The organism is Tsukamurella sp. II2bb (assembly GCF_057815145.1).
In genome coordinates this window covers 176,877-199,152 of record NZ_JBYPZI010000008.1, presented here as the reverse complement: position 1 = coordinate 199,152, position 22,276 = coordinate 176,877, and the positions used below count along the sequence as shown (strand labels likewise).

General features: G+C 70.6%; 18 protein-coding genes. 10 read left to right on the top strand and 8 right to left on the bottom strand.

Going from position 1 to position 22,276, the window contains the following annotated elements:
- Positions 1-193: 193 nt before the first annotated feature.
- Entirely contained in the window at positions 194-1,411 is a 1,218-nt protein-coding gene (locus AC21LY_RS18230; protein ID WP_489047974.1) for an acetyl-CoA C-acetyltransferase, read from the bottom strand.
- A 157-nt stretch (positions 1,412-1,568) separates the two neighbouring features.
- On the opposite strand from AC21LY_RS18230, the gene AC21LY_RS18225 reads away from it, so the two are divergent.
- Entirely contained in the window at positions 1,569-2,183 is a 615-nt protein-coding gene (locus AC21LY_RS18225; protein ID WP_489047973.1) for a TetR/AcrR family transcriptional regulator, read from the top strand.
- Between the two features lie 16 nt (positions 2,184-2,199).
- Positions 2,200-3,357: an acyl-CoA dehydrogenase family protein gene (locus AC21LY_RS18220; RefSeq protein WP_489047972.1), complete on the top strand. Its 1,158-nt coding sequence runs from the start codon at positions 2,200-2,202 to the stop codon at positions 3,355-3,357.
- A gap of 46 nt (positions 3,358-3,403) precedes the next feature.
- Here the strand turns inward: AC21LY_RS18220 and AC21LY_RS18215 are convergent, their stop codons facing one another.
- Positions 3,404-5,608: a M13 family metallopeptidase gene (locus AC21LY_RS18215; protein ID WP_489047971.1), complete on the bottom strand. Its 2,205-nt coding sequence runs from the start codon at positions 5,606-5,608 to the stop codon at positions 3,404-3,406.
- A gap of 41 nt (positions 5,609-5,649) precedes the next feature.
- Positions 5,650-6,525: an EamA family transporter gene (locus AC21LY_RS18210; RefSeq protein ID WP_489047970.1), complete on the bottom strand. Its 876-nt coding sequence runs from the start codon at positions 6,523-6,525 to the stop codon at positions 5,650-5,652.
- 158 nt (positions 6,526-6,683) lie between these two features.
- Between AC21LY_RS18210 and AC21LY_RS18205 the strand changes: the two genes are divergently transcribed.
- Positions 6,684-6,899 (top strand): DUF7455 domain-containing protein, encoded by a 216-nt coding sequence (locus AC21LY_RS18205; protein WP_489047969.1) that lies wholly within the window; start codon positions 6,684-6,686, stop codon positions 6,897-6,899.
- Between the two features lie 80 nt (positions 6,900-6,979).
- Here the strand turns inward: AC21LY_RS18205 and AC21LY_RS18200 are convergent, their stop codons facing one another.
- Positions 6,980-8,671, bottom strand: coding sequence for a DEAD/DEAH box helicase (locus tag AC21LY_RS18200; RefSeq protein ID WP_489047968.1), 1,692 nt, complete (start codon positions 8,669-8,671; stop codon positions 6,980-6,982).
- Positions 8,672-8,824: 153 nt separating this feature from the next.
- Here AC21LY_RS18200 and AC21LY_RS18195 point away from each other — a divergent pair, with 153 nt between their 5' ends.
- Positions 8,825-10,117 (top strand): YihY/virulence factor BrkB family protein, encoded by a 1,293-nt coding sequence (locus tag AC21LY_RS18195; RefSeq protein WP_489047967.1) that lies wholly within the window; start codon positions 8,825-8,827, stop codon positions 10,115-10,117.
- 4 nt (positions 10,118-10,121) lie between these two features.
- On the opposite strand, the gene AC21LY_RS18190 is transcribed toward AC21LY_RS18195, so the two are convergent.
- Positions 10,122-10,358, bottom strand: coding sequence for a DUF3039 domain-containing protein (locus AC21LY_RS18190; RefSeq protein WP_489047966.1), 237 nt, complete (start codon positions 10,356-10,358; stop codon positions 10,122-10,124).
- A gap of 38 nt (positions 10,359-10,396) precedes the next feature.
- On the opposite strand from AC21LY_RS18190, the gene AC21LY_RS18185 reads away from it, so the two are divergent.
- The 3 genes from AC21LY_RS18185 (at position 10,397) to AC21LY_RS18175 (ending at position 13,335) form a co-directional block, all read left to right on the top strand.
- The gene (locus AC21LY_RS18185) at positions 10,397-10,732 is read left to right on the top strand and encodes a DUF3099 domain-containing protein (RefSeq protein ID WP_489047965.1); all 336 of its coding nucleotides are present in this window, start codon (positions 10,397-10,399) and stop codon (positions 10,730-10,732) included.
- Positions 10,733-10,742: 10 nt separating this feature from the next.
- Positions 10,743-12,221, top strand: coding sequence for a DUF7782 domain-containing protein (locus AC21LY_RS18180; protein WP_489047964.1), 1,479 nt, complete (start codon positions 10,743-10,745; stop codon positions 12,219-12,221).
- Between the two features lie 112 nt (positions 12,222-12,333).
- Positions 12,334-13,335 (top strand): sigma-70 family RNA polymerase sigma factor, encoded by a 1,002-nt coding sequence (locus AC21LY_RS18175; protein WP_489047963.1) that lies wholly within the window; start codon positions 12,334-12,336, stop codon positions 13,333-13,335.
- Between the two features lie 30 nt (positions 13,336-13,365).
- Here the strand turns inward: AC21LY_RS18175 and AC21LY_RS18170 are convergent, their stop codons facing one another.
- On the bottom strand, positions 13,366-16,074 hold the full coding sequence (locus tag AC21LY_RS18170; RefSeq protein ID WP_489047962.1) for a bifunctional acetate--CoA ligase family protein/GNAT family N-acetyltransferase: 2,709 nt from the start codon (positions 16,072-16,074) through the stop codon (positions 13,366-13,368).
- On the bottom strand, positions 16,067-17,296 hold the full coding sequence (locus AC21LY_RS18165; RefSeq protein ID WP_489047961.1) for an acetoin utilization protein AcuC: 1,230 nt from the start codon (positions 17,294-17,296) through the stop codon (positions 16,067-16,069). The genes AC21LY_RS18170 and AC21LY_RS18165 overlap by 8 nt, the downstream gene beginning before the upstream one ends.
- Before the next feature lie 116 nt (positions 17,297-17,412).
- Here AC21LY_RS18165 and AC21LY_RS18160 point away from each other — a divergent pair, with 116 nt between their 5' ends.
- Positions 17,413-18,096, top strand: a complete 684-nt coding sequence (locus AC21LY_RS18160; protein WP_489047960.1) for an iron-dependent transcriptional repressor DtxR — start codon at positions 17,413-17,415, stop codon at positions 18,094-18,096.
- A gap of 3 nt (positions 18,097-18,099) precedes the next feature.
- Positions 18,100-19,086, top strand: coding sequence for a UDP-glucose 4-epimerase GalE (gene galE / locus AC21LY_RS18155; RefSeq protein WP_489047959.1), 987 nt, complete (start codon positions 18,100-18,102; stop codon positions 19,084-19,086).
- Between the two features lie 5 nt (positions 19,087-19,091).
- Here the strand turns inward: galE and AC21LY_RS18150 are convergent, their stop codons facing one another.
- A complete protein-coding gene (locus tag AC21LY_RS18150; RefSeq protein ID WP_489047958.1) occupies positions 19,092-20,147 on the bottom strand; it encodes a DUF4192 domain-containing protein in 1,056 nt (351 codons plus the stop codon).
- Between the two features lie 226 nt (positions 20,148-20,373).
- Here AC21LY_RS18150 and AC21LY_RS18145 point away from each other — a divergent pair, with 226 nt between their 5' ends.
- Positions 20,374-22,263 (top strand): APC family permease, encoded by a 1,890-nt coding sequence (locus tag AC21LY_RS18145; protein ID WP_489048044.1) that lies wholly within the window; start codon positions 20,374-20,376, stop codon positions 22,261-22,263.
- Positions 22,264-22,276 lie beyond the last annotated feature (13 nt).

Below are 22,276 nucleotides of genomic sequence, written 5' to 3'. Positions count from 1 at the left end.
GTTCAAACTGACTAAGCGCTCGCTTATTTTGTAGTCTAGGACACATCCCACCCGGTGACGACCGCTCCGGCGCCTGCAGCGCTGTGACTCTTGTCACACTACTGAATCCGGGCTCGGCGCGGCCCCCGAACCACGGAGCGGCCCGCACGTGGGACACGTGCGGGCCGCCCGGAAACCATCGTCAGAGGCAGGCTCAGCTGAGCCGCTCGATGATCATCGCCATGCCCTGACCGCCGCCGACGCACATGGTCTCGAGGCCGAACTGCTTGTCGTGCCACTGCAGCGAGTTGATCAGGGTGCTGGTGATGCGCGCACCCGTCATACCGAAGGGGTGACCGACGGCGATCGCACCGCCGTTGACGTTGACCTTGTCCTCGTCGATGCCCAGGTCGCGCACCGACGGGATGACCTGCGCCGCGAAGGCCTCGTTGACCTCCATGAGATCGATGTCGCCGATCGACAGGCCCGCGCGCTGCAGGGCCTGCTTCGACGCCTCGACGGGCCCGAGGCCCATGATCTCGGGCGACAGACCCGTCACGCCGGTGGAGACGATGCGGGCGAGCGGCGTCAGGCCGAGGGCCTTGGCCTTCTCGTCGGACATGATCACCACGGCGGCGGCACCGTCGTTGAGCGGGCAGCAGTTGCCGGCCGTGACGGTGCCGTCCGGCCGGAAGACCGGCTTGAGGTCGGCGATGCCCTCGTAGGTGACGCCGGCGCGCGGACCGTCGTCCTGGGAGACGACGGTGCCGTCGCCGAGCGTGACCGGGGTGATGTCCTTGGCCCAGAACCCGGAGGCGATGGCCGCCTCGGCGCGGTTCTGGCTGCGCACGCCCCACTCGTCCTGATCCCGCCGGCTCACGTTCTTGAACTGCGCGACGTTCTCCGCGGTCTGGCCCATCGCGATGTAGATGTCGGGCAGGAGACCGTTCTCGCGCGGGTCGACCCAGGTCTGGCCGCCACCGGCGAAGGTCGCGGTGCGGGCCTCGGCGTCGGCGAAGAGCGGGTTCTTGGTGTCGGGCAGGCCGTCCGCATTGCCCTTGAGGTAGCGGCTCACGGTCTCGACACCGCCGGAGACGAAGACCTCACCCTCCCCCGCCTTGATGGCATGGAAGGCCATCCGCGTGGTCTGCAGGCTCGAGCTGCAGTAGCGGTTGACCGTCACGCCCGGCAGGTGGTCCAGGCCGGCCTGGACGGCGATCACGCGGGCGATGTTGAAGCCCGACTCGCCCGCGGGCTGGCCGCAGCCGAACACCAGGTCGTCGATCTCGCGGGGATCGAGGCCCGGCACCTTGGCCAGCGCGGCCTGCACCATCTGGACCGAGAGGTCATCCGGTCGGACGTCCTTGAGCGAGCCCTTCGCTGCGCGCCCGATGGGCGAGCGGGCGGTGGAGACGATGACGGCTTCGGGCATGGGATTGACCTCCGAGGTGAACATAACTAACTAAGCGCTCGCTTAGCGGTGTACCATCTACTCTGCACCACTGAGACCCGGTCGTCAATCGGCCGGGCCCTGTGGTTCCGTTCACACTAGAGTCACCGGCCGCGGTGGCCGGCCGGAGGGGAAGCCGATGACCGAGCCCGAAGCACCGTCCCGCGCGGACGCCACCCGCGCGCGCCTGTTGGCGGCCGCCGCGGCGGCCTTCGCCGAGCGCGGCTTCCACGGCACCACGACACGGGACATCGCCGCGGCCGCGGGCATGAGCCCGGCGGCCGTGTACGTGCACTACAAGTCCAAAGAGCAACTGCTGCATCAGCTCTCGAAGATCGGGCACCAACGGATCATCGACTCGATCGACGCGGTCGACGATCCCTCCGCCTCCCCCGCCGAGCGCCTCGCCGCCGCCATGGGCGCGTTCGCCCAGCACCACGCCAGCGCGCACACCAGCGTGCGCGTGGTGAACTACGAGCTCGACGCCCTCACCGAGGAGCACCGCGTCGAGATCGGCATGCTGCGCCGGGAGATCACCCGGCGCATCCGGGCGATCGTGGACGCCGGCGTCGCGGACGGCTCCTTCGACACCCCCGATCCGCGGATGGCGACGATCGCCGTCCTCTCCAGCGGCATCGACATCGGCCGCTGGTACCACGACGGCGGCGAGATCACCCCCGAGACGATCAGCGACTTCTACGCCGACCTGGCCCTGCGCACCGTCGGTGCGGCCCCGTCCCAGACCCAGAAATAGAAACCGAGGAGAAATCATGCGTCGTACCGTCTACAACGCCGATCACGAGGCCTTCCGCGACACTCTCCGCTCGTTCATCGAGGCGGAGGTCGTCCCGCACTACGACGAGTGGTACGCCAACGGCATCGTGCCGAAGGACTTCTACCTCAAGCTCGGCGAGCTGGGCGTCTTCGGCATCGAGGTGCCCGAGGAGTACGGCGGCGCCGGCATCGAGTCCTTCAAGTACCAGGCCGTGATCAGCGAGGAACTGGCCCGCGCGGGCGTCTCCTTCGGCGGCTCCAGCGTGCACATCGCACTGTGCCTGCCCTACCTGACGAGCCTCGGCACCGAGGAGCAGAAGCAGCGTTGGCTGCCCGGCATGGCCGCGGGCGAGCTGATGTTCGCCATCGCGATGACCGAGCCCGGGACCGGGTCCGACCTCGCCGGCATGAAGACCACCGCCAAACTCTCGGAGGACGGCACCCACTACGTCCTCAACGGCGCCAAGACCTTCATCACCGGCGGCGTCAACGCCGACCGCGTCATCGTCTGCGCGCGCACCGCACCGTCGACCCCCGAGGACCGCCGCCACGGCATCTCCCTGTTCGTCGTCGACACCACCCTCGACGGCTACGCCGTCGGCCGCAAGCTCGACAAGATCGGCCTGCGCACCTCCGACACGGCCGAGCTCTCCTTCACCGACGTCAAGGTCCCCGTCGAGGACCTCCTCGGCGAGGAGAACAAGGGCTTTTCCTACCTCGGCCAGAACCTGCCGCAGGAGCGCCTCTCGATCGCCGTCGGCACCTACGCCCAGGCCGCGGCCGCCGTGCGGTTCGCCCAGGCGTACACGCAGGACCGCACCGTCTTCGGCAAATCCGTCGCCTCGTTCCAGAACACCAAGTTCGAACTCGCCGCCTGCAAGGCCAAGGTCGACGCCATGGAATCGAGCGTCGACCGCGGCCTCGAACTGCACGACGCCGGCGAACTCACCGCCGCCGACGCCGCCTCGCTCAAGCTCTTCTGCACCGAAGCCGCGTCCGAGGTGATCGACCGCTGCCTGCAGCTGCACGGCGGCTACGGCTACATCAACGAATACCCCATCGCCCGCCTCTACGCCGACAACCGCGTCAGCCGCATCTACGGCGGCACCTCCGAGGTGATGAAGAGCATCATCGCCAAGGACATGGGCCTGTAGACCGACCACCGCTCCCGCCGGGCCGCACGGCCCGGCGGGGCGGGCGTCACCAGACCGTGACGCGATCCTTCGGGTCGAGCCACTCCCCGTCGCCCGGCTTCACCCCGAAGGTGTCCGCGAAGGCGCTCACGTTCCTGACCACCTGATTGGACCGGAACTGGTTGGGCGCGTGCGGATCCGTGGCCAATGCCTGGATCATGGCCGCCTCCCGCATCTTGCTCCGCCAGATCCGGCCCCAGCTCAGGAACAGCGGCGTCAGATCCGGTCCGGCGGTCGCGGCCGCGCTCGGCGAGGCACTCGCCGACGGTGCGCCGCTCGCCCGCGCGGCCCCCTCGGTTCCGGCGTCCCGGTTCGCGACGGCGATCCGGTACGCGGCGATGGCGATCGACAGGCCGCCGAGGTCCGCGAGGTTCTCCCCCACGGTGAGGCCGCCGTTCACCCGGTCCGTCGGCGGCAGGCCCGCGGGGACCAGCACGTCGTACTGCGCGATGAGGGCCTTGGTCCGCTTGTCGAACTCCGCCCGGTCGGCCGGCTCCCACCAGTCCTTGAGGTTGCCGTCACCGTCGTACTTCGCGCCCTGATCGTCGAAGGCGTGACCGATCTCGTGCCCGATCACCGCGCCGATGCCGCCGTAGTTGACCGCGGCCTGCGCATCGGGTGAGAAGAAGGGCGCCTGCAGGATCGCCGCCGGGAAGACGATCTCGTTCATGCCCGGGTTGTAGTAGGCGTTCACCGTCTGCGGCGTCATCAGCCACTCGCCCTTGTCCACGGGCTTGCCGAGCTTGGCCAGCTGGTAGTCGTTCTCGAACTCACCGGAGGCACGGACGTTGGCGACGATCGACTTCCCGTCGGTCTTCAGGCCGGAGTAGTCGCGCCAGTGGTCGGGGTAGCCGATCTTGGTGCGGATCTTCTCGAGCTTGGCGGTCGCGGCCCGCCGGGTGGTGGGCGTCATCCAGGCGAGGTCCTGGAAGCTGGCGCGGTAGGCGCTGAGCAGGTTCTTCACCAGTTGCTCCGCCTGCTGCTTGGCATCCGCGGGGAAGTGCTTCGCGACGTACTGCTTGCCCAGCGCGTCACCGAGGGCGCCCTCGACGGCCCCCACGCCGCGCTTCCAGCGTTCACGCTGCTGTTCGACGCCTCGCAGGGTCTTCGAGTAGAACTCGAAGTTCGCCGTGACGAAGGGCGCGGACAGGTACGCCGCGTACGCGCGGATCACCTGGATCCGCGCGTGATCCTTGAGGGTGTTCAGATCGGTGTCCGCCCACAGCTTCGCGACCGCGGTGAGGAAGCTCGGCTGTGCGACCACGATGTTCTTCGCGGAGTCGGCCTTGATGCCCACGGCGTCGCGCCAGCGGTCCCAGTCGTAGCCGGGCGCGAGCTTCGCCAGGTCCGCCCACGGGTACGGGTTGTAGGTGGCGGTCGCGTCCCGCGAGCGGACGCGGTCCCAGTGCCCCTTCGCGACCGCGGTCTCGAAGGCCAGCACGCGGGCCGCGACGCCCGGCGGGTCGGTGAGGCCGGCGAGCGAGGCCGTCTTCTCGAGGTAGACACGGTACTTGTCGCGGACCGCGGCGTACTTCGGGTCGCGGTAGTACGCCTCGTCGGGCAGGCCGATGCCCGACTGCACGAGGCTCAGCACGTACTTCGACGAGTCCTTCTGGTCCGTATCCACGTAGAAGCCGACGAGACCGCTCACGCCCTGCTTCTGGTGCTCGCCGATCACGTCGAGCAGCGCCGCCCTGTCCACCGCCCTGTCGATCGCCTCGAGGTCCGGCTTGATCGGGTCCGCGCCCTCACTGTCGATCCGCGCGGTGTCCATGAAGGAGTCGTACACGTCGCGGATCTTCGCCTCGTCACTGCGGGCACGCGGATCCTTGATGCCCTCGATGATCGCCCTGAGCTGGTCCAGCGCACGGTCCGACAGGTCGGTGAAGGTGTCGAAGGACGCCTTGTCCGGCAGGATCGTGTAGCCGTCGGCCCACCCGCCGTTGACGTGCCGGAACAGGTCGTCCTGCACCCGCACGCCCGGCGCCGCGCCGCTCAGGTCGGGGCCCGTCAGGGGCCGCGAGGGCCGTACCGAGGTCGACGGTGTCCCGCCCGGCCCGGGGACCCCGCACGCCGCGAGCACCGCGGTGCCCGCGAGGACGCCGAAGCCGGCGAGGAACCGTCGGCGATCGACCCCGCCGGTGGGGGCACCGAACGGGTCGCGGTCGGGGCGGGGCGGATGCGTGCAGGACTGTCCATCACCGGTGTGCATACTCGAATCTAACCCGATCCACACCGGGAAGCTGTGCGAGGCTAACCACCCGTGTCGGGCGCGGGCGCGCGACGGGAGGTCAGCGCGATCGCGGTGACGACGAGGGCGATCCCCACCGCCTCGAGCCATCCGGGCCGCTGGTCCAGCATCACCGCGCCGACGCCGGTGGCGGTCACGGGCAGCAGCGCGAGCAGGAGAGCGAACCGCTCGCGCCCGACCCGGGTGAGCACCACCTGGTCCAGCGCGTACGGGATCACGGAGCTGAGCAGGCCGAGGCCCACGCCGAGCACCCACACCTCCCAGCGCAGGAAGGCCTCGGACCGGGCGACGAGATCCGGCCCGAGGCCGGGCAGCGCCAGCACCAGGGCACCGGCCGCCAGGCCGACGCCGAGCCCCTCGATGCCGCCGCCGGCGTCGGCGACGCGCTTGCCGAGCACGATGTACCCGGCCCACAGGGCCGCCGCGAGCAGTGCGAAGACGACGCCCAGCGCACCGTCGGACCCGATCCCGGCGCCGTCGAGGTTGACGCCCGCGACGCACACCACCCCGGCGAGCGCGGCGGCGGCGGCGAGCAGGTCGACGAGGCGGCGCGAGCCGACCACGGCCACCGTGATCGGGCCCAGGAACTCGATGGCGACGGCCGTGCCGAGGTCGATGTGGTCGATCGCCTCGTAGAAGGCCATGTTCATGGCGATGGTCACGGTGCCGAACAGGGCGGCGGCGCGCAGCCGCGCCCGCGACCAGTCCCGGCGCCACGGCCGGAGCGCCACCAGCAGGATCAGGCCGGCCCCGGCGCCGCGCAGCCAGGCCACCGCGACGGGCGAGAGCTGCTCGAACAGGCCGACGCCCAGCGATGCACCGATGTACTGGCTGATCGCCCCGATCACGAACATCGCGGGGATCATCAGCTGTGTCACGCGCCATACCCTAGCGACGTCGACGGCCCCGTCCTCCCGCCGCCCGCCGTGTTCACCCTGCGAGAACACGGCGCCGACATCCCGGATGCGGTGGAACAAATGGGTAGCCTCGAACGTATAGACAGATGTAGAGAAGATTCATGAGGAACGGAGGAATCATGACGAACACAGTCACTTCTGAGGCCCCCGCGGGCGATGCCTTCGCTCCCCTGACGGCGTCCGACCGGTGCGATCGTTGCTCGGCGGCCGCGCAGGTCCGTGCGGTTCTCCCCTCGGGGTTCGAGCTGCTCTTCTGCGGGCATCACTTCACCGAGCACCGGGACGAGCTGGAGTCGCAGGGCGCCGCGATCCTGGGGGCACCCGCCTCCGTCTAGCTCGTATCGGCCGGCTCGAATCGACCACGGCGCCGCGCACCCGCCCTACTTCCGGGTGCGCGGCGCCGTCGTCGTATCGCTCACTTCCAGGTGCGCAGCGCGGCGATCCGCTCCCGCAGCTGATCGGCGCTCGCCATCGCCGTGACCGGCCCGCCCAGCTTGCTGCGCAGCTCGTTGTGCACCACGCCGTGCGGCTTGCCGGTGCGGTGGTGATGCATCGCAACGAGCGAGTTGAGTTCGCGGCGCAGCGCCGAGAGCTGCGCGCCGGCGGTGGCCCGCTCCTCGACCTCCGGCGGCGGAGCCGGCCGCTCCGGCGCGGTCGACCGCACGGCCACCTGGTCCTTCTGCCGTTGCTGCAGCAGCGCCCGCATCTGCTCCGCGTCGAGCAGGCCGGGCAGGCCGAGGTAGTCGGCCTCCTCCTCGCTGCCGGCGAAGGTCGCGGTGCCGTACGAGGAACCGTCGTAGATGAGCTGGTCGAGCTCGGCGTCGGCGTGCAGCGAGACGAACGCCTTCTCCTCCTCGCCCGGCTCGTCCTTCTGCTTGTTGGCGTCGATGAGCAGCGCGTCCTCGAGCCCGTCCGACTCGCGGTGCGGCTTGCCGAGCACGTGGTCGCGCTGTTCCTCGAGCTTCGCGGCGAGGTCGAGCAGCACCGGCACGGACGGCAGGAAGACGCTCGCGGTCTCGCCGGGGACCCGCAGTCGCACGAAACGCCCGATCGCCTGCGCGAAGAACAGCGGCGTCGAGGCGCTGGTCGCGTACACGCCGACGGCCAGGCGCGGCACGTCGACGCCTTCCGACACCATGCGGACGGCGACCATCCACTTGTCGGTGCCCTCGGAGAACGCGGAGATCCGCTTCGAGGCGGTCGGATCGTCGGAGAGCACGACCGTGACCTTCTCGCCGCTGATCTCCTCGAGCAGCTCGGCGTAGTCGCGGGCGGTGGACTGGTCGGTGGCGATCACCAGGCCGCCGGCGTCCGGCATCGCGCGCCGCAGCTGGTCCAGCCGAGTGTCGGCGGCCTGCAGCACGGCCGGGATCCAGTCGCCGTGCGGGTCGAGCGCCGTGCGCCAGGCGCGGGCCGTCTGTTCCTTGCTCAGGGGCTCGCCGAGGCGCGCGGTGAACTCCTCCCCCGCGCTGGTGCGCCAGCTGGCCTGGCCCGAGTAGGCGAGGAAGACGACGGGGCGCACGACCCCGTCGGCGAGCGCGTCGGAGTAGCCGTAGACGTGGTCCGCCTTCGACCGCTGGCCACCACCCGCCTCGGGCTCGTAGGTGACGAACGGGATCGGATTGTCGTCGCTGCGGAACGGGGTACCCGTGAGCGCCAGCCGGCGGGTGGCACCGTCGAAGGCCTCGCGTACGCCCTCGCCCCAGCTCTTCGCGTCACCGGCGTGGTGGATCTCGTCGAGGATCACCAGGGTCTTGTAGGCCGAGGTGCGCGCGTGGTGCTTGTACGGGTGCATGCCCACCTGCGCGTAGGTGATCACCACACCGTCGAAGTCCGACGACGTCGAGCCGGTGGAGTTACTGAAGTTCGGGTCGAGGTTGATACCGTTGCGGGCCGCGGCCTCGGCCCACTGGTACTTCAGGTGCTCGGTCGGCGCGACCACCGTCACCCGTTCGACGGTGCGGTCGGCGAGCAGTTCGGAGGCCACGCGCAGCGCGAAGGTCGTCTTGCCGGCGCCCGGCGTCGCGACGGCGAGGAAGTCCTGCGGCTTCGCGGTCAGGTACTTCGTGAGCGCACGGCGCTGCCAGACACGAAGTGAAACCGCCATCGAGAAAAGCACCCCCTAAGCACGAGACAGGGCCCACCCGGCGCGGGCGGCGCCGTGGGCGGGCCGATCGAAGAGCCCGGGAAGCAGTCTACGCGCAACACGCGGTGGTCCGAGTTCCGGCGTGATCGGCCCCGGTGCGCAAGACTGGACGTGATGGACGACGCAGACGGCACGCCGGGAGACCGGCAACCGGGCCCGGCGAAGAACGCCGGACCGCTCGATCCGGGTCCGCACACCCAGGACCTGGATCGGCCCGCCCGTACCTCCTTCCCGTCGCGCGCGTGGGCCGTGGTGAAGGGGTTGCCGCACGTCCTGTGGCGCACCGTGGTCAAGTCCTGGGACGACTCGATCGTCGGTCACAGCGCCCAGGCCGCGTTCTGGACCACGCTCTCGCTGGCCCCCCTGCTACTCGCGCTGATGGGACTCATCGGCTATGTGGCGAACTGGTTCGGCCCCGACACCATCGGGGTCATCCACGACCGGCTGATCTCCTTCGCGTTGCGCGTCTTCACCCCCAACGTGGTGGACGAGATCATCCGGCCCATGGTCGACGGGGTGCTGCAGCAGGGCCGCGGCGACGTCGTCTCGGTGGGCTTCATCATCGCCCTGTGGGCCGGCTCCTCGGCGCTGTCGTCGTACGTGGACTCGATCAGCATGGCCCACGATCAGCACACGGTCCGAGGCGCCGTGCACCAGCGGTTCTTCGCGCTGCTGCTCTACATGGAGTTCCTAGTGATCGCCGTCTTCACGCTGCCGCTGGTGGCGCTGGGGCCCAGCTTCATCGTGACCTACATCCCCGCGTCCTGGCACCCGGCGGTCGGGCAGCTCATCGACATCGGGTACCTGCCCTTCGTCGTACTCATGCTGGTCAGCGGCCTGGCGCTGCTCTACCGGCAGGCCCTCCCGCGGCCGCTGCCCTGGTACCGGCACCTGCCGGGCGCGGCGCTCGCAGCGCTCATCTTCCTCGTGGCGTCGACGGGCCTGCGCGTCTACCTGTCCTTCATCGCGTCCGGCCGCGGCATCTCCTACGGCGCGCTCGCCACGCCGATCGCCTTCCTGCTCTTCACCTTCTTCCTCGGCTTCGCGGTGATGGTCGGGGCCGAGTTCAACGCCGCGCTGCAGGACCGCTGGCCGGCGCGGGAGATCCGCACCGACCAGCTGCGCGACTGGGTCGTCGAGCAGATCAAGGAGGCGGGCAACTCCGACCCCGGCAAGGCCGCCGCCGAGGGCCTGCGCCGCGCGACCGACCCGATCCGGCGGCGCCAGCGACCCGACGCCGACCGGACGGTCGCGGCCTCCGCGCCCGACGCGCCGAGAACCGCGGCGCCTCGGGCGGAGGCGACCAGGCGCACCGTCGAGACCGACGTCCCGGCACGGCGCACCGTGGAGGCGGGCGTCCCGCGCGTGGCGCCCGGCCGTCCACCGCGCGAGGTGGAGCCGCGCTGAGCGGCTACTTCTTCATGCGGTCGTAGATCTTCTTGCAGTCCGGGCACACCGGCGAGCCCGGCTTGGCCGACTTCGTGACGGGGAAGGTCTCGCCGCACAGCGCGACGACGAAGTTGCCCATCACGGCGGACTCGGCGATCTTGTTCTTCCGCACGTAGTGGAAGAACTTGGGACTGTCGTCGTCGTTGCCGGTATCCGCATCGACATCGACATCCGGCTTCTCCAGGGTCTTCGTACTCATGACTTTCATTCTGCCAGCCGCAGTGGGACGATCGAAGTGTGGGAAACCAGGATGAGAACACCTACCTCATCACCGATGCGGAGGACTCGTACGAGGAGCAGCACCGGCGGCGGGTCCGCCGGTACCTGATGATCATGGCGATCCGGATTCCCGCCCTCGTCATCTCGGCATGGATCTACTCCGCGACCGGCAACTGGATGATCGCGCTGGCCGTGCTCGCGGGGTCCATCCCGATTCCGTGGATCGCCGTGATCCGCGCCAACGACCGGCCGCGCAAGCGCAAGGGCGAGCCGGACCGGTTCACCCGCCGCAAGCTCGACCGCCTGGCCCTGCAGCGGCACCCGATCACCACCGTCGTCGCCCGCGGCGAGTAGCGTCCGCGCCGTGCTCCTCTCCCCCGGCCTGGCACCGCTGTGCCGTCGGCTCGGTCCCGTGCTGGCCGCCGCCGACTTCTCGGAGGCCGTCGTCGCCGACCGCCTGGGCGCGGCCTACGGCTGCCTCTCGCGCGGCGAGCCCGGCCCCGTCGAGGCCGCCGCATCGAGCGCCGCACCGCTCGACGTGCTGATCCGCCTGTTCCTCGCCGCCGCGCCGGTCCCGCGTCCGCAGGTCGACGGTGCCCTCGCGCCCGTCACCGTCGACGAGGCGATCGCGGCCGGCCTGCTCGAGCCCGACCCGGAGGATCCGGCGCGGGTGCGCGCCGCGCTGAGCCTGCGGCCCCTGGACCTGCCGGACGGCCCGCAGTGGTTCCTCTCCGACCTGGACGGCCTCATGCGGCCGCACCCGCAGCACCGGGAACACGTGCTGGGCGTGGGGCACGCCTCGCAGTCGCTGCTGCGCGCCACCCCGCGCGAACCCGTCGGCACCGTCCTCGACCTCGGAACGGGCTGCGGTGTGCACGCGTGCGCTGCCACCCGGTTCGCGGACGCGGTGACGGCCACCGACGTGAGCGAGCGCGCCGCGGGCTTCGCCACCGCGTCCGCGGCGCTCAACGGCGTGGACGTGGAGGTGCTGACGGGCGACTGGTTCGCGCCCGTCGCCGGCCGCCGGTTCGATCTGGTGCTGGCCAACCCGCCGTTCGTGGTGGGCGAGGGCCGGGTCGACCACACCTATCGCGACTCCGGGCTCGACCTCGACGGGGCGTCGGAGCTGGTGGTGCGCGGCGCACCGTCGCACCTGGCACCGGGCGGTACGGCCGCGCTGCTCGCCTCCTGGGTGCACCGCGAGGACGAGTCCTGGCAGGCCCGGGTCGCGTCGTGGCTGCCCGACGAGGGTGTCGCGGCCTGGGTGCTGCAGCGCGACGTCGCGGATCCCGCGCTGTACGTCGGGACCTGGCTGCGCGACGAGGGGCTGGACCCGCGCCTCGGCGAGGGCCGCGCGAAGTCGGACCGCTGGCTCGCACACCTCGCGGACGCCGGCGTCACGGGCATCGGCTTCGGTTTCGTGCTGCTCCGGGCGATCGACGGGCCGTCCGAGGTGGTCTGCGAGGAACTCGCCCACCCGTTCGACGATCCGCTCGGCGACGAGGTGCCCGCGCACTTCGCGCGGATGGCGTGGCTGCGCGAGGCGGACCTCGACGCCGCCCGTCCGCTACTGGGCGACGACGTCGCGCTCGAGCGCGTATCGGTGGCCGGCGAGGAGGGCTGGGACGAGGTGGCGGTGCGCGTCACCCGGATGTCGGGCCCGCGCTGGAGCCACGAGCTCGACGACGCCGGTGCCCGCCTGCTCGCGGGCTGCCGCGGCGAACTCCCCACCGAGGACCTCGTGATCCTGCTGGAGGCGGCCACGGGCGTCGACGGACTGGCCGAATCCGCCCGGCGCTTGCTCGCGGATCTCCACCGGCACGGATTCGTAACCTTCCTCTAAGCAACTTCTCAGACCTCCTCCGGGTTTGCGCAGGTCAGGGGATCCGGGCTCGGGAACTCTGCGGGCCCGCCGTCCGTTGAACCTCATGTACCGGCGAACAGGAGGCAGCCACATGGCACACCGCGTCAACACCGCTAGCACCGCAGCCCGCCCCGCTGATCGGGTGCGGCCCCCGCTGACCGAGGCCGATCTCGACGCCCAGAGTCCCGCCGCGGACCTGGTGCGCGTGTACCTGAACGGCATCGGTCGCACCGCCCTGCTGTCTGCGGAGGACGAGGTCGATCTGGCCAAGCGGATCGAGGCCGGTCTGTACGCGCAGCACCTGCTGGAGACGAAGAAGCGGATGGCGGCGTCGAAGAAGCGTGACCTGGCGTTCGTGGTCCGGGACGGGCAGGCCGCCCGCCAGCACCTACTGGAGGCCAACCTGCGCCTCGTCGTCTCCCTCGCCAAGCGCTACACCGGGCGCGGGATGCCGCTGCTGGACCTGATCCAGGAGGGCAACCTCGGACTGATCCGCGCCATGGAGAAGTTCGACTACGCCAAGGGCTTCAAGTTCTCGACCTACGCCACCTGGTGGATCCGCCAGGCCATCACGCGCGGCATGGCCGACCAGTCCCGCACCATCCGCCTGCCCGTCCACCTCGTGGAGCAGGTGAACAAGCTGGCCCGCATCCGGCGTGAGCTGCACCAGCAACTGGGCCGCGAGGCCACCGACGCGGAGCTGGCGGAGGAGTCGGGCATCCCGGCGGAGAAGATCGCCGACCTCATGGACCACTCCCGGGATCCGGTGAGCCTCGACATGCCCGTCGGGTCCGACGAGGAGGCGCCGCTGGGCGACTTCATCGAGGACGCCGAAGCCGCCTCCGCCGAGTCCGCCGTCATCTCGCGGCTCATGCACAGCGACGTGCGGTCGGTGCTCGCCACGCTCGACGAGCGCGAGCAGCAGGTCATCCGCCTGCGCTACGGCCTCGACGACGGCCAGCCCCGCACCCTCGATCAGATCGGCAAGCTCTTCGGGCTCTCCCGCGAGCGCGTCCGCCAGATCGAGCGCGAGGTCATGAGCAAGCTCCGCAACGGCGAGCGCGCCGACCGGCTGCGCGCGTACGCGAGCTAGAAACCACCACGGTAGGAACCGCGTCGGCTGCTACAGCCGGCGCGGTTCCGCTTGTTGGGCGAGCACGTCACTGGCGTGGCCGATCCGGATCACCGCGGACAGCACCGAGGCACCGTCGGTGGTGGCGAGGATGGGTTGGCAGTCGATCGAGACGATCTCGGGCACCTCGTAGGCGAGCGCCGCGAGGCGGGTCACCAGATCGGTGAGCGCGGCCCGGTCCACCCCCGATTCGCCGGCGAAACCGTCGAGCAGCGGGGCCGACCGGGTGGCGGTCACGAGATCGGCCGCGGCGGCGTTCGTCAGCGGCAGCAGGCGGTACGCGCGGTCGCCGAGGAGTTCGGGCACCGCGCCGCTGAGCCCGAAGGACAGCAGCGGGCCGATCCGCGGATCGTTCTCGTAGCCCACCGCGCAGCCGATCCCCTTGGCCGCCATGCGCTGCACGTGCAGGGTGGACTCCCCCGTGGTCAGCGCGAGCTCGGCGAAGGCGTCGGCCACGGCCTGGGGGCCGGCGAGGTCCAGGCGCACCGCCGCGAGGTCGGCGCGCAGCCGCCACCGCTCCCCCATCGCCTTGACCGCCACGGGGTAGCCGAGGCGGTCGGCGGCAGCGACGGCCTCCTCCGGGGTGGAGGCGACATCGAAGGCCACGACGCCGATCCCGTAGAGCCCCAGCAGTTCCGCGCTCTGCGCGAAGCTCAGGGTGACGGGGCCCGTCTCGGACTCGCTCGCGGGCAGCCATTCCCGCACCCGGGTCCGCGCCGTCTCCACGTCCGTGCGGTCGGGCCGCGCGGTGTCGGAGACGGGGCGGGCGCGCCACTGCGCGTAGCGCCAACCGTGCGCGAGCACCCGCGCGGCGCGCTCCGGTTCCGGGTAGGAGGGGACGGAGCCGCGCACTCGGACGCCGTGCTCGTCGGTGACCGCGAGGATCTCGGCCACGCCGTCGAAGGCGAGGAAGGTGGAGACGATCGGCTTGATCTGCTTGCGCGAGGCCTCGAGCAGCACGGCCGCGTGCGCCTCGGGCTGGGCCTCCACCGGCGGCACGAAGACCGCGATGATCGCGTCCACCCCGTCGTCGACGAGGGCCGCGTCGATCGCCGCGCCGAACTCCTCGGGAGTCGCGGCCGCCCCGAGGTCCACCGGCTGCGCGACGTCGAGGCCCGCCCGGATCCCCGTGTGAGTCGCGAGCACGCCGAGCGCCGTCGAATTGCCGATCACAGCGACCCGCGGCCCCGCCGGGAGCGGCTGGTAGCTGAAGAAGGTGGCACAGTCGAACAGCTCGGGAATCGAATCGACCTGGACCACACCCGAGTTCTCGAAGAGCGCCTCCGAGCCGCGCCGGCGGCGGTCCGCGTCGACCCCGCCGCGGTGCACGGCGACGATCGGCTTGCGCCGGGAGACGCGCTGGGCGATCCGCCCGAACTTGCGGGGGTTACCGAAGCTCTCGAGGTAGAGCAGCACGACCTCGGTGGCGTCGTCGGTGTCCCAGTACTGCAGCACGTCGTTGCCGGAGACGTCGGCGCGGTTACCGGCGGAGACGAAGGTCGTCAGGCCCACGCCGCGTTTGGCCGCGGTGTCCAGGATCGCGATGCCGAGCGCGCCGGACTGACAGAAGAAGCCGACGTTGCCGCGACCGGGCACGACGGGCGCCAGCGTCGCGTTGATCCGCACGTCACGATCGGTGTTGATCACGCCGAGCGCATTGGGTCCGATCAGCCGCATCCCGTGCGAGCGAACGGCTTTGAGCAGTCGCCGCTCGGACTCCTTGCCCCGGCCGCCCGCGTCGGAGAAGCCGGACGAGACGACCAGCAGCGTCCGTACCTCCTTGGCGAGGCAGTCGTCGAGCACCTGGTCCATGTTGTCGGCGGGCACGGCGACGACGGCGAGGTCCACCTGGTCGGGGATGTCGCGCACCGACTCGTAGGCGCGGATGCCGGCCACGGAGCGGCGCTCCGGGTGCACCGGGTAGACGGGGCCCGCGAAGTCCCCGGCGATGATGTTGCGCAGCACCGCGTGGCCGACCTTGCCGTGGGTGGCCGAGGCGCCGATCACCGCGATCGAGGTGGGGCGCAGCGCATTGCTCACGCTGCGCGCCTCCGACGCCAGTTCGCGGGCGTTGCGCACGGCGACCAGCGCCTCGGTCGGGTCGATCCCGAACTCGACGTGCACGACGCTGCCGTCGAAACTGCGGCGCAGTTCGTAGCCCGCCGCCTTGAAGACGTTGACCATGTACCGGTTCTCGGCGAGGACCTCCGCCTCGAACCGGTGGAAGCCGTTCTCGGCCGCGGCGCCGGCGAGGTGTTCGAGGAGGATCGGGCCGAGGCCGCGACCCTGGTGTTCGTCGGCGACGACGAAGGCGACCTCCGCCGATGTCGGCTTGCCGGCGTCGGCGAGACCCTCGTAGAGGCCGACGGCGATGATCTTGCCGGCGAGGATCGCGAGCAGGCAGACGCGCTGCTCGTGGTCGACCGTCGTCATCCGCGCGACATCGCGCGGCGGCATCACGGGGTACGGCCCGAAGTAGCGCAGGTAGCGGGTCCGCTCGGAGAGCCCTGCATGGAACTCGACCATCGCGTCGGCGTCGTCCGGCACCACGGGCCGCAGGTGCACGACGCCGCCGTCCGAGGCGAGGACGTCCGCGACCCAGTGCACGGGGAACTCGTAGGGGCCCGACGGTGCCTGCACGCTCGGCGCCGGGAACGGGTCGGTGGAGGGACCCGACGGGTGGGGGGTCGCGTCAGTCACGAGGGTCCTCCGGGTCGAGTCCGTGAAGGGGAAACACAGCGGAGCGGGCGCGGGCGATGAACCGGTCGGCGGCGGCGTCCATCGGCTCGGTCGTGGGGTCGTAGGACGAGGGCTCCCAGCGCGTGAAGGTGGTGTCGCCGCCCTCGCCCATGGTCGCCGGCAGGGCGTCGACCATGCCGACCTGGTCGGCGGGCAGGCTCGCGGCGAGGTCCTTCCACTCCTGCGGAATCGGCGTGGCGGGGTCGATGTCGACGCCGACGACGGCGCCGATGAGATGGGTCCAGGCGCGGGGCACGACGTGCACGAGTTGATAGCCGCCGCCGCCGACGGCGAGCCACCGGCCGTCGCAGAGCTCGTCGGCCAGGTCGCGCATCGCGAGGATCGCGGCGCGCTGTCCGTCGACGGTGAGCGCCAGATCGGTCAGCGGATCCGTGGCGTGGGAATCGCAGCCGCACTGGCTCAGGATGAGCTGGGGCCGGAACTCCCGGACGACGGACGGCACGACCGCGTGGAAGGCACGTAACCACAAGCCGTCGGGGCAGAAGGCGGGCACGGGGATGTTGACGGCCGTACCCCGGGCCTCGGGCCCACCGAGTTCCGTCGGGTAGCCGGTATTGGGCCACAGGTGCTGCGGGTCCTCGTGCATCGAGACGGTGAGGACCCTCGGGTCGTTCCAGAACTGAGCCTGCACGCCGTCGCCGTGGTGGGCGTCGATGTCGATGTAGGCGATCCGGTCGAAGCCGTTGTCGAGCAGCCACGAGATCGCGATCGCGGCGTCGTTGTAGATGCAGAACCCTGAGGCGTGCGAGCGCATCGCGTGATGCATGCCGCCCGCGATGTTGACGGCGCGGGTGGTGGTGCCGGAGGCGATCGCCTGGGCGCCGGTGAGGGTCGAGCCGACGAGGCTCGCCGCGGCCTCGTGCATCCGCAGGAAGATCGGATTGTCGTCGTTGCCGAGCCCGTAGCCCGTGAGATCGATCCGGGAGCGACCCGAGCCGGCGACGCGTACCGCCGCCAGGTAGTCGTCGGTATGGGCGCGGCCGAGTTCGAGCGGGTCGAACGCCCCGGGACTCACCGTCTCGACCCCGTCGAGAACGCCGAGCATCCGCGCGAGTTCCATGGTCAGGCGGAGTCGGACGGGGTCCATCGGGTGCGAGTGCGAGAAGTGGTAATCGAGGACCGAAGGATCCCAGACCACCTGGGAGTCGGGGAACCGTGCCATGGACCACGACCTTAGTCGTTGGGCCACCGAGCCGCGGCCAAGTTAGGTAACCTTAAGTACCGGGGACCGTCGCCCGTCTCGGTTAAGCTCGACGGTGACGATAAGGAGCTGGACACGTGAACGATCTGGTGGACACCACCGAGATGTACCTGCGGACCATCTACGAGCTCGAGGAGGAGGGCGTCGTCCCCCTTCGGGCGCGGATCGCGGAGCGTCTCGAGCAGAGTGGTCCCACCGTCTCCCAGACGGTGCAGCGGATGGAACGCGACGGCCTGGTCCGGGTCGCGGGAGATCGTCACCTCGAGCTCAGCGACAAGGGCCGGCAGCTGGCGATCGCCGTGATGCGCAAGCATCGGCTCGCGGAGCGGCTCCTGGTGGACGTCATCGGCCTGCAGTGGGAGAACGTGCACGCGGAGGCCTGCCGGTGGGAACACGTGATGAGTGAGGACGTGGAGCGCCGCCTGCTGGACGTGCTGGGCAATCCCACCACCTCGCCCTACGGCAACCCGATCCCCGGCCTCGAGGAACTCGGGGTCGTCGTCAGCGGTGAGCCCGCGCGGCCCGCACGCCTGACCGACCTCCCACAGGGCGGCCCCACCGCCGTGGTGATCAAGCGGCTGGCGGAGCACGTGCAGGCCGACTCCGATCTCATCGCGCGGTTCCGCACCGCGGGTGTGGTCCCCGACGCCCGCATCGCCGTGACGGTGCAGCGCGGCGGCGTGGTCATCTCCGCCGCGGGGCACGAGGACTTCGAGCTTCCCGACGAGATGGCCCACGCGGTCTTCGTCGAGGCGGTCTAGCCGATGCGTCTGGTGGTCACCGGCGGTGCCGGCTACGTGGGCAGCGTGTGCACACAGGTACTGCTCGAACGCGGCCACGAGGTCACGGTTCTCGACGACCTGAGTACGGGCAACCGGGACGCCGTTCCGGCGGGCGCGACCTTCGTCGAGGGCGACGTGGCCCAGGCGGCGCGCCCGCTGCTCGCCGACGGCGATTTCGACGGGGTCCTGCATTTCGCCGCCAAATCCCTGGTGGGTGAATCGGTTTCGCATCCGCACAAGTACTGGCAGGGCAACGTGGTCAGCACGCTCACCCTGCTCGATGCGATGCTCGCGGCCGGTGTCCCGCGCCTGGTCTTCTCGTCCACCGCCGCCACCTACGGTGAGCCGGAGGTCGTTCCGATCACCGAGAGCGCGCGCACGGCGCCCACCAACACCTACGGCGCGACGAAGCTCGCGATCGATGCAGCGATCAGCTCCTACGCCACCGCGTACGGTCTGGCAGCGGTGTCGCTGCGCTACTTCAATGTCGCGGGCAGCTACGCGGGCCTGGGCGAGAACCGCGAGATCGAGACCCACCTGATCCCGCTCGTCCTGCAGACGGCGCTGGGTCAGCGCGGCGACATCGCCGTCTTCGGCTCGGATTACCCCACCGCGGACGGCACCGCGGTCCGCGACTACGTGCACGTGCGGGACCTCGCCGAGGCGCATCTGCTGGCGCTCGACCACGCGCGGCCGGGGACCCATGAGATCTTCAATCTCGGTTCGGGAGCGGGATTCTCGGTGCGCCAGGTGATCGACACCTGCCGTGAGGTGACGGGGCGCGAGATCCCCGAGACCGCCGCCGAGCGGCGCGCGGGCGATCCCGCGGTGCTGGTCGCCTCGTCGCAGCGCGCGATCGACGTGCTGGGCTGGCGCCCGCAGAAGACGGACCTGCGCGAGATCGTCGCGGATGCGTGGGAGTTCACCCTGGCCCTCGGCGACCGCGCACACGCCGCACGCCGTTCCTGAGACGCTCATCCCGCGAGCGGGTAGTCGGCGTCGCGCGGCGGGAGCTCCACCCCGAGCCGGCGCGCGATCGCGGCCCCGATCTCCGCGGTGGCGCATAGCTCCCCGGGATGCATACCGGCGCCCAACGCCTCCGCGAGGAGCCTGGCGCCACGGTAGTGCCGGTCCGCACTGAGCGCGGCGTCGAGCGCGATACCGGTGAGCGGCCCGTCTCCGCGCAAGTACCCGGAGGCCGCGACGAGGGTGGCGGCGGCCGCGCGCGGCGTGCCGCGCAGGCGCCGCGCGAGCTCGGCGAACAGGAGGCGCGCCTCGTCGGCCATGACGGTGAGCCCGAGCGCCATCGCCGCGTCCCGGACCTGGATGTCGAGGAGCGCACCACCCAGCAGGGCGACATCGGCGTCGGACAGGCCGCCCGGGCGGTGCGCGGTCACCGCGCCGACCACAGCCGCGAGCAGCTCGCACGGATCGCCGTCGGCCTCGTACGCCGCGGCGTCCCGGCACCGGTCCGCGACGATGCCGGGCCCCTCCTCCGCGAGCAGGGCGGTCAGCTCCGTCCGGGACTCGTGGATGACACGACCCTCGATCACCGCCGCGACCATCAGCGGCGAGGAACCCGGGTCCGGCAGCACCCCGCTCTCACCGTGCCGGCACACCCACCGCTGCCCCTCCGCGATCCGGTCCACGAGCACCAGGTCGATGATCTCGAGATCGGGCTCGGCGGCGATCAGCGCGCGTCCCGCCTCCTCGAGGGTGCGGAGGACCGCGGGTACGGCGCGGACCAGTGGGCGATCATCGATGATGAGGCAGAACAGGCGGTCGGCGCCCTGATTGCGCAGGATCCGGACCGCCTCGGACAGATGCGTCCGCGCGTCCTTCCGAAGGGCGTCGGAACCGGTCAGCGACAGGTCTGTGCGGGCGGTCGCGCCGATCCTGCCCGTCACTTCGTCGTGGGCCAGCAGGACCACCGACCTCGTCGGATAGAACCCCAGGAGGGCGGGGACAGCGATGATCAGGTCGCTGACGGAGTCGATGGTCAGGGCGGGATCCGTGTGTTGTTTCGTCATGTCCGCCATGCTGGTGGAGCGGCCCGACGGCGACGCCCCGTCAGCGCGGACCGTCCCCACTTTCGTTACGAAACCTTCTCCGCGCCGCGCGTCATCCACAGGAACGGTCGTTACCGGACACCGCCGGGCGGGTGGCCGACGGTCGGGACCGCCGAGGGCTACTGTGAACCGCGTGATCGGCTTACCGCGGTTCTCGGACCGCACCCGCGACTGGTTCCTCAGCGGCATGTCTGAGCGGGCCGGCACCCACGTCGGACCCCACGCGACCGATGCCGAGCATCCGCAGCCGTGGTGGAAAGTCATGTGCCTGACCGGCGTCGACTACTTCTCGACCCTCGGCTACCAGCCCGCTATCGCGTTCATCGCCGCGGGCGTCATCTCCCCCATCGCCACGCTGGTACTCATCGCGCTGACGCTGTTCGGTGCGCTGCCCGTGTACAAGCGCGTCTCGCGCGAGAGCTTCAACGGCTCCGGCTCACTGGCCATGTTCGAGCGACTCCTGCCGTGGTGGGGCGGGAAGCTCTTCGTCCTCGTGCTGCTCGGCTTCGCGGCCACCGACTTCATCATCACCATCACCCTGTCGTCGTCGGACGCCGCCGAGCACATCGTCGAGAATCCCCTGGTCCCGTCTTTCTTCCACGGCGCGAACATCCCGATCACGCTGGGCCTGGTGCTGCTGTTGGGCGTGATCTTCCTCAAGGGCTTCCGGGAGGCGATCGGGACGGCCGTGGTCCTGGTGACGGTCTACCTGGCGCTCAACGTGGTCGTCATCGGTGTCTCCCTGTGGCACGTGGCCGAGCGTCCGCAGAAGGTCCTGGACTGGCAGGACATGCTCTGGACGCAGCATTCGAACCCGCTCATGGTGATCGCCGTGGCGCTGATCGTCTTCCCGAAACTGGCGCTGGGGCTATCGGGTTTCGAGACCGGTGTCGCCGTGATGCCCCAGATCAAGGGCGATCCGAACGATCCCCCCGAGTACCCGGCGAAGCGGATCCGCGACACGGGACGCCTGCTGACGACCGCCGCCGTGATCATGAGTGTCCTGCTCGCCACCTCGAGCTTCGCGACCACGGTGCTCATCCCCGCCAAGGAGTTCGAGCCCGGCGGCGGCGCCAACGGTCGCGCCCTGGCGTGGCTCGCACACGAGTACCTCGGCAACGGCTTCGGCACCGTCTACGACGTCTCGACGGTGGCGATCCTCTGGTTCGCCGGCGCGTCGGCCATGGCCGGCCTGCTCAACCTGGTGCCCCGGTACCTGCCCCGGTACGGCATGGCTCCGCGCTGGGCCTCCGCGGTCCGGCCCCTGGTCGTGGTGCTCACGGTGATCGCCCTGGTGATCGTGCTCATCTTCGAGGCCGACGTGAACGCCCAGGGCGGCGCCTACGCCACCGGCGTCCTGGTGCTCATGACGTCCGCCGCGATCGCCGTGACGATCTCCGCGCGCCGGAAGCGGCAGGCCACGGCCACCTGGGCCTTCGGGCTGATCTCCGCGGTCTTCGTGTACACCACGATCGACAACATCATCGAGCGCCCCGACGGCGTCCGGATCGCCGCGCTGTTCATCCTCGCCATCGCCGTGGTCTCCATCGGCTCCCGCGTGCGGCGCTCCTTCGAACTGCGCGCCTCGTCGATCACCTTCGACGACAAGGCGCTCGAGTTCATCCGCGACGACGCCGCCGCCCAGCACGCCATTCGGATCGTCTCCCACGAGCCCGACGTGGACACCAAGAAGGAGTACCGCGACAAGGTCCGCGCCGAGCGCAAGTTCGGCCACATCCCCGGCCGCTCCCGGGTCATCCTGCTCGAGGTCTGGCCGCGCGACTCCTCGGACTTCGAGGAGGACCTGGAGGTCCGCGGCATCGAGAAGTTCGGCTATCGCCTGCTCAAGGTCCGCTCCGGCAGCATCGCGAACACCATCGCCGCCGTGCTCCTCTACATCCGCGACGAGACAGGTGTGGTGCCGGAGGTCTACTTCCAGTGGTCCGAGATGAACCCCGTGCTCAACATGGGCAAGTACCTCGTGGAGGGATCCGGCGAGGTCGCCGCGGTGTGCCACGAAGTGCTCCGCCAGGCCGAGCACGACGCCAAGCGCCGCCCCACGGTGCACGTGTCCTGATCGTCGCCGCGTC

Excerpts from the sequence above, each read along its gene's own strand:
- galE (WP_489047959.1), top strand. The coding sequence starts at position 18,100 with ATGCGTCTGGTGGTCACCGGCGGTGCCGGCTACGTGGGCAGCGTGTGC.
- AC21LY_RS18205 (WP_489047969.1), top strand. The coding sequence starts at position 6,684 with ATGACGAACACAGTCACTTCTGAGGCCCCCGCGGGCGATGCCTTCGCT.
- AC21LY_RS18175 (WP_489047963.1), top strand. The coding sequence starts at position 12,334 with ATGGCACACCGCGTCAACACCGCTAGCACCGCAGCCCGCCCCGCTGAT.
- AC21LY_RS18195 (WP_489047967.1), top strand. The coding sequence starts at position 8,825 with ATGGACGACGCAGACGGCACGCCGGGAGACCGGCAACCGGGCCCGGCG.
- AC21LY_RS18230 (WP_489047974.1), bottom strand. The coding sequence starts at position 1,411 with ATGCCCGAAGCCGTCATCGTCTCCACCGCCCGCTCGCCCATCGGGCGC.
- AC21LY_RS18220 (WP_489047972.1), top strand. The coding sequence starts at position 2,200 with ATGCGTCGTACCGTCTACAACGCCGATCACGAGGCCTTCCGCGACACT.
- AC21LY_RS18150 (WP_489047958.1), bottom strand. The coding sequence starts at position 20,147 with ATGACGAAACAACACACGGATCCCGCCCTGACCATCGACTCCGTCAGC.
- AC21LY_RS18200 (WP_489047968.1), bottom strand. The coding sequence starts at position 8,671 with ATGGCGGTTTCACTTCGTGTCTGGCAGCGCCGTGCGCTCACGAAGTAC.
- AC21LY_RS18165 (WP_489047961.1), bottom strand. The coding sequence starts at position 17,296 with ATGGCACGGTTCCCCGACTCCCAGGTGGTCTGGGATCCTTCGGTCCTC.
- AC21LY_RS18145 (WP_489048044.1), top strand. The coding sequence starts at position 20,374 with ATGTCTGAGCGGGCCGGCACCCACGTCGGACCCCACGCGACCGATGCC.
- AC21LY_RS18190 (WP_489047966.1), bottom strand. The coding sequence starts at position 10,358 with ATGAGTACGAAGACCCTGGAGAAGCCGGATGTCGATGTCGATGCGGAT.
- AC21LY_RS18215 (WP_489047971.1), bottom strand. The coding sequence starts at position 5,608 with ATGCACACCGGTGATGGACAGTCCTGCACGCATCCGCCCCGCCCCGAC.
- AC21LY_RS18225 (WP_489047973.1), top strand. The coding sequence starts at position 1,569 with ATGACCGAGCCCGAAGCACCGTCCCGCGCGGACGCCACCCGCGCGCGC.